At 65.9% G+C, this 12,214-nt stretch carries 13 protein-coding genes; all 13 read right to left on the bottom strand.

Translation table 11 applies throughout. The annotated features are described in order from the left end of the window. The coding region (locus tag Q8M88_RS01975; protein WP_305594548.1) for a type II secretion system F family protein at positions 1–854 on the bottom strand (854 nt) is incomplete at its 3' end. Between the two features lie 4 nt (positions 855–858). Next, complete coding sequence (locus Q8M88_RS01970) at positions 859–2,196, bottom strand: CpaF family protein (protein WP_305594546.1); 1,338 nt, start codon at positions 2,194–2,196, stop codon at positions 859–861. Between the two features lie 2 nt (positions 2,197–2,198). Continuing rightward, a complete protein-coding gene (locus tag Q8M88_RS01965; protein ID WP_305594544.1) occupies positions 2,199–3,416 on the bottom strand; it encodes an AAA family ATPase in 1,218 nt (405 codons plus the stop codon). A gap of 11 nt (positions 3,417–3,427) precedes the next feature. After that, entirely contained in the window at positions 3,428–3,994 is a 567-nt protein-coding gene (locus tag Q8M88_RS01960) for a TadE/TadG family type IV pilus assembly protein (protein WP_305594542.1), read from the bottom strand. Then, positions 3,994–4,482, bottom strand: coding sequence for a TadE/TadG family type IV pilus assembly protein (locus Q8M88_RS01955; RefSeq protein ID WP_305594540.1), 489 nt, complete (start codon positions 4,480–4,482; stop codon positions 3,994–3,996). The genes Q8M88_RS01960 and Q8M88_RS01955 overlap by 1 nt, the downstream gene beginning before the upstream one ends. Then, entirely contained in the window at positions 4,475–5,944 is a 1,470-nt protein-coding gene (locus Q8M88_RS01950; protein WP_305594538.1) for a pilus assembly protein TadG-related protein, read from the bottom strand. The genes Q8M88_RS01955 and Q8M88_RS01950 overlap by 8 nt, the downstream gene beginning before the upstream one ends. Positions 5,945–5,969: 25 nt before the next feature. Beyond that, positions 5,970–6,251 (bottom strand): hypothetical protein, encoded by a 282-nt coding sequence (locus tag Q8M88_RS01945; RefSeq protein ID WP_305594536.1) that lies wholly within the window; start codon positions 6,249–6,251, stop codon positions 5,970–5,972. A gap of 16 nt (positions 6,252–6,267) precedes the next feature. Continuing rightward, entirely contained in the window at positions 6,268–7,704 is a 1,437-nt protein-coding gene (locus Q8M88_RS01940; protein ID WP_305594534.1) for a type II and III secretion system protein family protein, read from the bottom strand. 38 nt (positions 7,705–7,742) lie between these two features. Further along, the gene (gene cpaB, locus Q8M88_RS01935; protein ID WP_305594533.1) at positions 7,743–8,597 is read right to left on the bottom strand and encodes a Flp pilus assembly protein CpaB; all 855 of its coding nucleotides are present in this window, start codon (positions 8,595–8,597) and stop codon (positions 7,743–7,745) included. Positions 8,598–8,938: 341 nt separating this feature from the next. Beyond that, positions 8,939–9,124: a Flp family type IVb pilin gene (locus Q8M88_RS01930; protein WP_305594531.1), complete on the bottom strand. Its 186-nt coding sequence runs from the start codon at positions 9,122–9,124 to the stop codon at positions 8,939–8,941. 26 nt (positions 9,125–9,150) lie between these two features. Next, on the bottom strand, positions 9,151–9,336 hold the full coding sequence (locus Q8M88_RS01925) for a Flp family type IVb pilin (RefSeq protein ID WP_305594529.1): 186 nt from the start codon (positions 9,334–9,336) through the stop codon (positions 9,151–9,153). 855 nt (positions 9,337–10,191) lie between these two features. Next, positions 10,192–11,349 (bottom strand): ABC transporter permease, encoded by a 1,158-nt coding sequence (locus Q8M88_RS01920; RefSeq protein ID WP_305594527.1) that lies wholly within the window; start codon positions 11,347–11,349, stop codon positions 10,192–10,194. Continuing rightward, positions 11,349–12,214 (bottom strand): ABC transporter ATP-binding protein (locus Q8M88_RS01915; RefSeq protein WP_305594526.1); only part of this gene is annotated, 866 nt, incomplete at its 5' end. The genes Q8M88_RS01920 and Q8M88_RS01915, both read right to left, overlap by 1 nt.

The following is a 12,214-nucleotide window of genomic DNA, read 5'->3' as shown; positions in this document are numbered from 1 at the left end:
ATCAACACCAGGGGAAGCGCGCTCAGGATCCACGCCGACATCCGACCTTCGCTGGACATCGCACGTACGCGCCGGCCGAGCATGATCCGGCCGCGGATCACGTTCGCCAGGTTGCTGAGGATCTCCGCGAGGTTGCCGCCGGTCTCCCACTGGATGCCGACGCTGACAGCGAAGAAATGCGCGTCCTCAGACCCCGTGCGTCGCGCGAAGTTGCGAAGCGCGTCGCGGAATTCGACGCCATAGGTGGTCTCGTCGACGACGATGCCGAACTCGCTGCCGATGGGGTCGCCCATTTCCTCGGTGACGAGCTGGACAGCCGAGATCACCGGGTGGCCGGCGCGCAAGGCGCGCACGATGATGTCCAACGCCAGCGGGAGTTGTTCCTCGAGCTGCTTGCGCCGCTTCTCGCGCCGGCCGGAGATCCACGACCACGCGAAGCAACAGGACAACCCCGCCGCGCCCAGCATGGACAGAAGCATCTCCGAAGGGCCTACCCCACGCCCGGACGCGCGAAGCACGACCATAGCCACCGCCCAGAGCGCGACCGTCGCGCCCAACAGGTATCCAAACAGTCGCGTCGGGGTCGTCTCCACAGCCGCCTGACGGAGGAACTCAGCGGCCCGGTCATGCATCCGCACCAGCACCAAGGCCTGGAACCGCGGTGACACCGGGCGGCGCACCAGCGCTTCATAGACCTCGCGCCGACCCATCCCGGATTCCAGCATGGTCAGGCGCCGGTTCACGCGGCGCGACTTTTCATGCCCGGCGAAGAACAACGACGCCCCGCCCTGGACGAGCAGCACCGCCCCCAAGAAGGCAAAGACGAAGATCAGCGGAAACAGGATCTGACCCACGGCGTCAGGCCCTGCGCGCAGGGTTGAACATCTCGAGCGGCAAGGTCAGCCCCCGCGCCAGCATGTGTTCGACGAACTTCGGACGGATGCCGGTCGGCTCGAAGTCTCCCAGCACCTCGCCCTTGGCGCCGCGGCCGGTGCGACGAAAGCGGAAGATTTCCTGCATGGAGACGACGTCCTGCTCCATCCCGACAACTTCGGAGATCGACACCACGCGACGGCGTCCGTCCTCCATGCGCTCGACCTGAACGACCACGTTGATGGCCGATGCGATCTGTCCGCGAACCGACCGAGCCGGTATGTCCAGCCCGGCCATGCCGATCATCTGCTCGATCCGCGAGAGTGCGTCGCGCGCGGTGTTGGCATGGACGGTGGTCATCGAGCCTTCGTGGCCGGTGTTCATCGCCTGCAGCATGTCGAACGCCTCGCCAGCCCGGACTTCACCCACGATGATCCGGTCAGGCCGCATGCGCAGGGAGTTTCGGACCAGGTCGCGCTGCGTGACCTCGCCGCGCTCCTCGATGTTGGCGGGACGCGTCTCCAGACGCCCGACGTGTGGCTGCTGCAGCTGCAACTCCGCGGAATCCTCGATCGTCACGATCCGTTCGCTCTGGTCGATGAACGCGGACAGGGCGTTGAGCAGCGTCGTCTTGCCGGAACCGGTGCCTCCGGAAATCAACAGGTTCCGCCGCGCGCGCACCACCATCTGCAGCACCAACGCCATGTCCTCGGTGATCGAACCGAGTTCGACCAGGCGGGCGATATCGATCGGCTTGGACGCGAACTTTCGGATGGAGACCAGCGGGCCGTCCACGGCCAGCGGCGGGATGATGGCGTTGACACGCGAGCCGTCGGCCAGGCGCGCGTCGACCATCGGTTGGGATTCGTCGACCCTGCGACCCACCGCCGAGACGATTTTGTTGACGATGCGGATCAGGTGCCGGGAATCCTGGAAGCGGACGTCCGTCAGCTCCAGCTTGCCGCCTCGCTCCACATAGACCTTGTCGTGGGTGTTGATCAGGATGTCGGTGATCGAGTCATCCTTCAGGAGCGGCTCCAGCGCACCGAGACCCAGCAGTTCATCGAGAATATCCTCGATCAGCTGATCGACCTGCGGCACCGAAAGCAGACGCTTCTCATCCGCCAACAGGTTGCGCACTTCGCCGCGGATTTCGCCGCGGAGGGTCTCGCGCGGGATCCGCTCCAAGGCGCTCAGGTTCAAGACATCCAGCAGCCGCTTGTGCAGACGCACCTTGAGCGCCAGTCCACCCTCGACCGTCGCCGATTGGGCCGGACGCGGAGCGTCGTTTGCCGCGGGTTGCTCGTCCTGCCACAGCGCCATCTCTATCTCCCCCACCGGCTGGTCCGCGTCGCCGTAGCGGCCTGCTGCGGCACCAGCATCTGCGCCAGCTCGCTCAGCGCGCGCTCGACCTTGGTTCCACGCTTCAGGGTGCGCAGGGCGACGCCCTGGTTGATCGCTTCGCCGATCATCTTGGGATCGTCCGGCACCACGACGTCGAAGCTGCGCCCGACCGCGCGTTCCACCGATTTGAGCGAGACCCCAGAGGGGGCGTCGCCACCGACGCGATTGCAGATCAGCAGCGGCGGCGTCTGGTCGAGCGATTGCAGCGACAGCGTATGCAGCTGACGGCGCATGAGGTGGGCGTGAGGCACCGACAGATGGCTGACGACAGCGATGCGATCGGCGAGCGACAGCGCGCGGTTGCTCCACGCAGTCCAGGCGGACGGCATGTCCATGAGGATCACGTCGAACTCGCGCCGCAGCGCCGCTAGGAGCGCCTGGACGGCCTCCGGGCTAACCGCGTCGAGCGTCATGAACTGCCGCGGCGCCGCCAGTACGCGAGCGCCGCTGATATGAGCGGCGAGTTCGGTGGCGAAACTGACCTCGGACAACCCCTGGCCGGCGGCCAGGACGTCGTCGAGGGTCAAAGCGTCCTGCATGTCGAGGTACATCGCCGCGCAACCGAACTGCACGTCGAAGTCGACGACGCAAACACGCTGGCCGCGGTCGGCGAGCACCGCCGCCAATTGGGTCACCAGCACCGTGGCGCCCACGCCGCCGCCGGCCTTGAGGACCCCAACCACCAGAGAGTCATGCGACGGGCCGGTGGGTTCGACTTCGCGCCGGAGCAGAACGCGCTCCAGGCTGGCGGCGAACGACGGTTCGGTGATCGGCGCGGGCAGGACGTCGGCCGCGCCCGCACGGATCAGTTTCCGCGTGGTCTCGACCGTAGGATTGTCCAGGAACACGATCACGCCGTCGGGTCGTTCGGCCTGCGAGAGCGCCATGCTCAACCGTTCGACGTCCGAAGGGACCGCTGCGTCGACGCTGACGATGACCGCGTCGGCGCCGCCGAATCCGCCGCTCCATGCACGTCCCAACGACTGGAAGCGCACTTGCGGGAACAGGCTCACGAGCGCCGCCCCAGGCCCGGCCGGCGGGAAGGCGTCGGGCGCGTAGTCGACGCGGAATGACGCCGCGGGACTTTCACCCGAGCTTGCGCCCTCGGACGATTGAACCGGGGTCAGACGAAGCCTCACGGACGAAATCATCAGTTCAAATCCTCTCCGCTCAGCGTGGTCGTCATCGACGGCAGGGTCAGTGTCGGACGGCCGAAGATCTGCAGGGCGCCTGGTGCAAATCTCAGGCCGGTCAGGCGCACGGTGACGAGCGGTTCGACATCGGGCGCGTAGGGGTTGCCGACGACGCCCAGTCCGACGTGCTCGTAGACCACCTCGACGTTCGAGGCCTGCAGCGCCGGGTCGAAGACCTGCATGCGCGTGACGATTGCGGTGAACACCGTGGCGTCGGACGCCCCTGTCGAGCAGCCCGCCGAATTGCAGGTGATGGTCGGCACCGAGGCGATCGGCACGGGCAGTCCGTTGCCGCCGGATTCGGCCGACCAATCCTTGCGCATCTCCATGGAGACCATCGGGTTGACGACCGCATATCGCGCGCCGGCTCGGGTCGCCGCCTTGGCGCGGTTGATCTCGAAGGCCAGGCGGCCCATGTCGACGATACCGACCATCATCGCCACGAAGATCAGACCCACCAGCGCGAATTCGACACTGCCGGACCCGCGCTCAGACGCCAGGAATGCATGTCTCGACCTGCCCATCACTCGGTCCAGGCCTGGGCGTTGTCGACCGACACGCTGGTGATGTTCAGGCTCGGCAGCAGGCCGCCGAACGCGACCGCATAGGGCGCGCTCGCGGTGACCCTCACAGTCGGGATGTTGAGCACGTCGGCGTACCGACCCTTGTAAGTCCCGGCGCTGTTGCTGACGCAACTCACCGCGACCTGCACGGTGGCGTCCGACGTCCAACCCGTCACCAGCGGCGCACCGGAACCGGACACCGTGCCGGTCCGCGCCAAGCGCTGCACCCGCTCCACGTCCGGGGCGCTCAAGCCGGCGCAGGTCATCGGCAGGCGCGCGGCGAATCTCGCAGCATCCCGCGACGCCGACGACACGATATTGTAGGCCCAGAACAGTCGGCCGGCCTCGTAGAAGCCGAACATCAACACCGACATCAACGGCAGGATGAGCGCGAACTCGACGCCGGAGGTGGCCGTCGTATCCAGGATGAATCGACGCAGCCTATTCATAGAGGCGCACCGAATAGAGCTTGGTTTCCTTGCCCACGGCGGACGTGTCCGTGGTCGCACCGATGATCTCGCCATAGATCGCCTGGTTGGCGGCCGGCGCGATCAGGAACAGGTCGATGTAGGAGATGACCGGAACCGTGGTGTTTGGGCGCGGCGGATTGGCCACGCAGTTGATGACGACCGCGGAGATCGTGCGCCGGTCAGGGCCCGCCGGCGGCGTCGTCTTGTTGCACTGGGCGGTGGCGAAATCCTTGTCGTTGCCCGTCGTGTCGGCTTGGCTGGCGGAGAAGGTTCGCGTGATCTGGTTGTTCAACTGGGCGAGCTCCCAGTTGTAGACCTGGAACCGGGTCGGCGACGTGGCGCCCGCGCCGCCGGAAGGACCGTAGGCCGCCCATCCAGACCCGGTCGCGCCCGAGGGAACCTGCGGCGTGTAGGTCGACGGATTGGCGATCGAGCTGTGGTTTCGGGCGAAATATGCGCTCGCACACCAGACGCCGCTGCCGATGCCGCCCGCCGAGGCGCTTTGGCCGTTATCGACCGGCAAGCCCATCGGCGAGGTCGCGTTCCCCGCGGGCGGGCACTGGTTGGTCGGCTCCGGGACGTTGTTGGGGCCGCAGGTGTTGGCGTTCGCCTTGATGCCGACGATGGTGTTCTGCGAGGGGGCGTAGGCGGGATCTCCGGTCAGGCCGTTGGTGCCGCCTTGCCCGAAAATGTCGAAGCGTGTGTTGAAGTAGGCGTCGGCCGAGGTGACATTGCCGAACCGCGCCTCGACGTTCTTGCCATAGCATTCCGCCAAGGGCGGATTGCGCCCCATGGCTTCCTTGATGAGGTTGCCGGACGATGAGCCGTTTACGGTCAGGAAGCCGTAGAATCCAGGCGCCGGGTTCTGGTTGCCCGCAGGCACAGTCAGCACAAGCGACTGGCCCACATGGTTGTCGGCGTCGAAGTTCGGCTCGCTCGCCTCAAGCGGATTGCAGACCGCCAGCGGCGGCACCTTGCAGATCGCCGCTCCGTAACCCGCCACCGCATGGGCGCGGACGCTCAGACTGGTCACGCGGGCGAAGGCGCCGAACGTCAGGCCGAGGCTGCGCGGCGCAAGGTTGATCTGGATGAAGTTGGCGTCGGAGTCGGCGGTGTAGGCGGTGCGCGTCGTCAGATCCTGGAGGAAGCTGATGTCCGCGTTGGCGACGGTGACGTTCGCCTCCGCCACGCCGGCTAGTCGCTGAGCGTTCTGGACCAAGGCGCCCTGCGCCGCCGCGGTGGCGCGCGCGACCGCGCCCGTGGTGCCGTCGAGCTGTGTTGCGCCGGCCAGAGCCGCAGCGTCGACCGCGGCTTCAATCTCGGATCGTAGCGCGAAGCCGCGACTGAGGTCCCAGGCCAGCGCACCGATCGCGAGTATGCCGCCGAGCGCGACTGCGATCAGCGGCGCGATGGCGCCGCTGTCGTCGCGCAGGAATCTCATTCGGCGCCGTTGCATCGGCTTGACCTCAGTTCCCGCCCGGAGCCCCGCCGCCCGACCCACCCGTGATCGAAATCGACGTGGTGGCGGTGCTGGTGGGCTGGATCACCTGGCCCTTTTCGTAGCGGGTCTGGCCAAGGGCCGTCCGCGGGCCGTTGGACGCCGGCGGAAGCCGCCGTGCGTACTTGGCGTCCGGATCGGCGATCTGGGCCGTCAGATTTTGATGGATCGCGTCCCCGAAGCCGGGATTGCGGGCTGCACAGCCGCCGAGCGCGGCAGCCGCGGCGATGAGCGTGATCAGGGTGCGCATGACAGCGGGCCTTTGCTTAGCGGAGGACATGGCCGTAGGCGCCGTCGACGCCGCCCTTGGTCGGATCTGCGCCCATCAGGACCTGGTCCTCGGCGCTCTTGCCGGCCCGTGCGGCGCGCTGCGCGCCGAACAGGAACAGCTCGAAGTCGGACGGCGGCGCGAAGCCGTCGGCGGGCGTCGCGTGGCGGCTCAGCGTCGGAGCGACCAGATGTGGCGTCACCACCAGAACGAGCTCGGTCTGGTTGCGCTGATAGCCGGTCGAGCGAAACAGCGCGCCGATCACCGGCAGGTCGCCGACGAACGGGTATTGCCGGACTTCGTTCTGGTAATCGTCGCGAAGCAGGCCGGCGATGGTGAAGGATTCGCCGTCGCGCAGTTCCACCGTGGTCTTGGCCCGGCGCACCTTGATGCCGGGAATGCGCAGGCCGCCGCTGGAGACCGAGACGCTGGGGTCGATGCTGGACACCTCCGGCGCGACCAGCAGGCTGATCACGCCGTCGTCGAGCACAGTCGGCGTGAAGCCTAACGAGATGCCGAACTGCTTGAACTCGACCGTGATGGTCGTGTTGTCGTTGTCGTCGATGTTCCTGGCCACAGGGATCGGGAACTCGCCGCCGGCAAGGAAATTGGCCGTGTCGCCAGACGAAGCCACCAGCGTGGGTTCGGCCAGGGTCTTGACCAGGCCCTTCTTCTCCAGCGCGTCGAACAGGATCCTGATGTCGGTGTCGCCGCCGCGGAAAAGCAGTTGCGTAAGCCCAATGCTGTCGAGGATCGAACCGGCGGTGTTCAACAAGGTGTCGCCGGTGCGGACCTGGACGTCGCTGTATTTGGAGCCGCCGATGTCGCCGGCCTCGGTGCTGATGCGCAGCGCCTTCGACGTGCTGCGTTCCATCTCCACGAAGCGGACCGACAGCATCACTTGCTGGGCGCCCTGGACCGACAGCATGTTCACGACCTTGCCGGGCGCATAGCTCTCGGCGAGCGCCACCGCCTGCTGCAGCTTGGGTCCGCTGCTGACGGCGCCGGAAAGCACGATGGACTCATTGGCCGGACGCACCGCGATGCCGGTCTCGTCAGGCATGATCTCGTGCAGCCGCACCTTCAGGCTGGCCACGTCGGCGGAGACCACCACATTCGTCGCGTTAAGCAGGCGGCGGCCTGGGCCATATATGCTGAGCGCCGTGGAGCCGAGCTTCTTGCCCACCACATAGACCGAGCGCGTCGAGAGCGGCAGCACGTCGGCGATTTCGGGATTGGCGATCATCAGTTCGGTGTAGGGCGCGTCCAGCTCCAGCACCTGAGACTGGCCGATCGGGACCACCAGTTCATAGCGATCGCCAGATTGAGCCTGGGCCACGCTGGCGCTCAGCGCGCCGACTCCCGCCGCTAGGGCGATCACGGCGGCGCGCAGCGTCGTCGTCCATCGTCCGTGGAATGTGTTGTGTTGGTTCATCGCCCCATCTTCCCGTTGTGACGCCTGCAGGCCTGGGCCTAGCGGACGGCCACCGAATATCCTGTGGTGGTGATCCCGCGGGTCACCTGGACCTGGCCGCCAGACGGCCCCCTCACGGCGACGCGACGCACAGTCGGTCGGCTGGGCGTCGGCGCAGCGCGCGGGGCCAGACCGCCAAGGTCGGACACGCGCGTCACCTGGCGGGTCAGCGGCGCTTCGTCGCCGATCTGGCGCAGCGCCAGCGAAACCTGCCCGACAGCTTGCGCAAGCGAGATCGCCTGGGCCTGCTCGGGCGTCACCTCGATGGTGATCGCCTTGGCGACTTGCGGCTTGTTGGCCGCCTCGTCGTCGCTCTGGTCGACGCCGAGCACCCGGATGTTCTCCGCCACCGCTTGGGTCAGCGTCGTGACGTTCTGATCTGCACCGGCCGAACGGGTGAGCAGGACGTCGACGCGGTCCCCGGGGAGCACGAAGCCGGCCACACCGGCCACGTCGTTGGACCGGAAGCTCACGGCGCGCATGCCGGGCGTCATCGCCGCTGACATGTTCGCCTTGCCTCCCGGAGCGGTGACACGGCCGGCCAGCACCGGCTCATTGGCGCTCATCGGCCGTAGGGCCATGCGGGCTCCACCGCTGGTCGCATCCTGTATCGACGCGAAGGCGCCAGGCGGCACCGAGCCTTGTGGATAGCGCGCGACCTTCAGCAGGCTTGCATTCAAGGTCACGCCACGCGCGATCGGCTGGGCGGCGACAACGACCGGTACGGTCGAGGCGAAGGCCGCTGTCCGCAAGTCGCTTTGGCGCTGCTGCGTCAGCCAGTTCTGCGTGAGAACGACTGCGATCAAGCCCAGGAACACGGCGATCGCGAGCGTCGCGATAGTGCGCATCTGCATGGCTTTCAGACTCCCCTGCCCTTGGCGACGGCTGCGCCGCGGGCGTATTCCGGCTCAATGTTTCCGGAAAACCTTAAGTTTTCGATGGGTGACCCGACTATCCATCAGCAAGCTCCGTCCGCGATACAGTTGCACACGCGGTTGAAACCCTCGACGATCGAGTCTCCGAGCATGATCGATGACCCGGCTATGGCCGCGCATACAATCGCGATAATCAACGCACATTCCGCTGCTACTGCGCCGTGCTCGCAAAACATAAAACGTACTGCAAGCATCAGCTTATCCACATTGAGGGAGAGAGCCGACGACGGCGAACCGCCGCCCTCGGCTCCCCAGTTCACTCAACTCGCGGGTGTGTAGTTGACGGCCTCGATCTGGTTGCCGGCCTTGCCAAGCGCGGCGCCGATCGAATTGCCGAGTGTCGTGGCGGCCAGCGCCAAACCCGAGCCGACGATCGCCAGGATCAAGGCGTACTCGGCGGCGGAGGCGCCGGAATCGTCTTTAATGAAGTCAGCAATAATCGTCATGTACAGCTCCTTCCACAATTCGCCGATTAGCTGGCGGGAGTGTAGTTGACGGCGTTGATTGCGTTACCGGCCTTGCCGAGCGCGGCGCCGATCGAGTTGCCGAGGGTCGTGGCCGCGAGCGCCAGGCCCGAACCAACGATCGCCAGGATGAGGGCGTACTCAGCAGCCGAAGCGCCGGAGTCGTCCTTAAGGAACGCAACAATCTTGTTCATTGGATCACTTCCTTTTCACACGTCTAGATTTAATCGCCGTCGAAACCGCGGATGTGAGTCAGGACTTCGCCACAGGGTCGCCCCCCACTGTCCGCCCAAACTAAGCCGTCAAAGAACAAGATTTTAACATTATGTAAAGCTTTATGTATCGTTAACGTTATGATTTCTATGGGAATTTAATTTTACTTTAATGTTCGTCAGATAGATGATCACCAGATGACTAGGTATGTCTCACTTTGAGACATAAATTCCACAATACCTGTCATGTGTGCGCCAAGATGGCGCACAGCGGGCTGCACACGACCCAATTACTCAGTCTCAATTCAGCTCAAAGATGATTTGTTGGTCAACGACCTTCCGGCGGGAAGCTCGTTCTACAGCAGCTTGGCTGCGCTTCAGGCTGAGATCGGCCGCCCGGAGCAATCTTGACGCAAAACCGCCGCGCACGGGGGCTTGCGAGCCACGATTGGTACGACCATAGGACACGAATTTAATTCGTTGTAAATAGCGACGTATTCCTGAGTGAAGATGTCGGGTTGTTTAAATTATTTTATAATATACCTATTTGGACGAAACTCGCTCATGATCTTCACTTGCATCTTCGCGTATTGCACGAATTCCGACAGTCGATGCTCTTATCTGTCTCGTTGCGCCGCTACAGGTGGAAATCTGACGTCTCTTGGACTCCGCCTGAAGTCCCCCAGCCGCAGCCGACAACTTCAAGATTTCGCCCGACAGGCGAGTCGCTACACTGAGGAACGCCGCCGCCGCCGCCGCCGCCCCGTGAGGGGCGGGGGTCACGGTCGAATGCGAGGTGTACAATTGGCTGTCCAGTGGGCAGGCTCTGCGTAAGGACTAGGCGCTGTGTCGCCTGAACGCGGCGCCTGGCTGGGCCAAGCCGCGCGGCGCCAGCCAGGCTGCGGCGACCGCGCACGCCGCGAGCAGCGCGATGGCGGCACACCGCTCAAGCGGCCCAAGAGCGTCGCTCGGGGCAAGAAGCAGCATGAACGGGGTGAAGGGCGGCGCCCAAATGAGCCAGTCGAGACGCCCATCCGCAGCGCCCAATTGCGCCAGTGCGCTGAAGAACACCAGCAGCAGCGCACCGAACACCGGCCGCGCTAGATTCTGTGCGCTGGGCACATCGCGCGCCCGCGCTCCCAGCCCCAACAACACAGAGCCGTACATCACGAAGGCCAGTACGAATACGACACCCGCCTGGAGCAGCGGCCATGGGCCTTCTAGAATGGGAAACAGCGCGGCCAACACTGCGCCTGCGCCTTGACCGCCGACTGCCGCGCCGGTGGCGGCCGCAGCAGCGCCCCACCCGGCCACCACGACCATCGAGACGGCCCCCACGCCCAACAGCTTGCCGAAGACCACTTCTGCGGGTCTGGCTGCGGACAGCAGGCTTTCTAGCGCGCGGTTCACGCGCTCGCGGACGATCGCCTGCATCAACATACCGAGCGCGCCGACGAGGTTGACCCATAGAAGCATCATCAGCGCGAACCGGCCGACGCGCCGGGGATCTGCCGCCGCCGCCGGGGCCGGCGCGTTGAAAGCGACATCGACGGCGCGCGCTTCGGCGAGCGCCGCCGGTTTTACGCCGCGTGCGACCAAGCGCTGGGCGGTCGCGGCAAGCATGAGGTCGCGGCGCAGCAAGGCGGTCGCGGTTGCCGACAGCGGCGCGCCCTTGAACGTCACGTCCAACCGGTCGGACTGAGGACGGGTGATCAGGATCTGCGACTGGCTGTCGCCCACGCCGTCGGCCGGCGCGACCGACCAACCTTCGAGATTGGCGGTCTCGCGGATCGAAGCCCAGGCGGCCTGGCTCAGCGCCGGGTCGTTCGTCTGTACCTCAAGGCGGCGTGGAGCGGTCTCCGAATGGGCCATCGCACTCAGCAGCAGAGCCGCCACGCCGACGATCACCGGGCCGGTGAGCAGCGCCAGCCAGAAGCTCGCCGTGTTGGCGTAGGCGAGGAACTCGCGCTCTGCGATGAGCCACAGCCGACGCATCAAGCGGCCCTCTCCTGGGTGAGCGTGAAGAACGCACCCTCCAGATCGGCCGCAATCGGTTCAAAGCCGTGGACCGCCAATTCCCGCTCGGCCAGCGCCCGCATGAGCGTGACGTACGGAACGCGCTCGGGGAGAAGCACTCGCCAGCGCATCGCCTGGCCAATGCGGCCCGAGAAGGCTTGAGCGGAACCTTCCAGCCGCGACACCACCTCCAGCAACGCCGCTGCGTTGTCCACCGTCACGTACACCCCGTGGGGCGCGTGTTCGGCCGCAGCGGCCATGTCGCCCTCGAACACCGTGCGTCCGTGCGAGACGACCACCACGCGGTCACAGAGCCGCTCGGCGACCGCCATGGCGTGCGTCGAGAACAGGATCGCCCCGCCGCGCGCCCGATGCTCCGCGAACAGCGACTGCAGTTCGGCCTGGGCAAGGGGGTCGAGGCCGGAGAACGGCTCGTCCAGGATCAGCAGCTTGGGATCGTGGGCGATGGCGCACAGGATCTGCACGCGCTGGGCGTTGCCCTTGGAAAGATCACCGATGCGCGAGCGCCGGCGCTCGCCGAGTCCGATCCGCTCCAGTAGTTCATCGGCCCGCCGATAGGCGTCGGCGCGTGGCAGGCCTTGCAGGCGGCCGCTGAACGCAATGGCGTCACGCGCGCGATCACGCGGCGCCAGGCCGCGTTCTTCTGGCAGGAACCCGACCTGGCGCCGGGCCCTGAACGAGGCTGGCCGACCAAACAGGTCGACCGCGCCGGCGTCCTTTTCGGCCAAACCCATCACGCACTTGAGGGTCGTGCTCTTTCCCGCGCCGTTCACGCCGATGAACGCGGTGATGCTCGCTGGCGGCACGATGAAGCTCACCTCGC

Source organism: Phenylobacterium sp., assembly GCF_030693805.1.
In the GTDB taxonomy this organism is placed as follows: domain Bacteria; phylum Pseudomonadota; class Alphaproteobacteria; order Caulobacterales; family Caulobacteraceae; genus Phenylobacterium.
This window is presented reverse-complemented; position numbering and strand designations above follow the sequence as displayed.

What these genes read in the sequence shown, in the direction of transcription:
- Q8M88_RS01970 (WP_305594546.1), bottom strand. Translation starts at nt 2,196, where the DNA reads ATGGCGCTGTGGCAGGACGAGCAACCCGCGGCAAACGACGCTCCGCGT.
- Q8M88_RS01960 (WP_305594542.1), bottom strand. Translation starts at nt 3,994, where the DNA reads ATGGGCAGGTCGAGACATGCATTCCTGGCGTCTGAGCGCGGGTCCGGC.
- Q8M88_RS01955 (WP_305594540.1), bottom strand. Translation starts at nt 4,482, where the DNA reads ATGAATAGGCTGCGTCGATTCATCCTGGATACGACGGCCACCTCCGGC.
- Q8M88_RS01950 (WP_305594538.1), bottom strand. Translation starts at nt 5,944, where the DNA reads ATGAGATTCCTGCGCGACGACAGCGGCGCCATCGCGCCGCTGATCGCA.
- Q8M88_RS01945 (WP_305594536.1), bottom strand. Translation starts at nt 6,251, where the DNA reads ATGCGCACCCTGATCACGCTCATCGCCGCGGCTGCCGCGCTCGGCGGC.
- Q8M88_RS01940 (WP_305594534.1), bottom strand. Translation starts at nt 7,704, where the DNA reads ATGAACCAACACAACACATTCCACGGACGATGGACGACGACGCTGCGC.
- cpaB (WP_305594533.1), bottom strand. Translation starts at nt 8,597, where the DNA reads ATGCAGATGCGCACTATCGCGACGCTCGCGATCGCCGTGTTCCTGGGC.
- Q8M88_RS01930 (WP_305594531.1), bottom strand. Translation starts at nt 9,124, where the DNA reads ATGACGATTATTGCTGACTTCATTAAAGACGATTCCGGCGCCTCCGCC.
- Q8M88_RS01925 (WP_305594529.1), bottom strand. Translation starts at nt 9,336, where the DNA reads ATGAACAAGATTGTTGCGTTCCTTAAGGACGACTCCGGCGCTTCGGCT.
- Q8M88_RS01920 (WP_305594527.1), bottom strand. Translation starts at nt 11,349, where the DNA reads ATGCGTCGGCTGTGGCTCATCGCAGAGCGCGAGTTCCTCGCCTACGCC.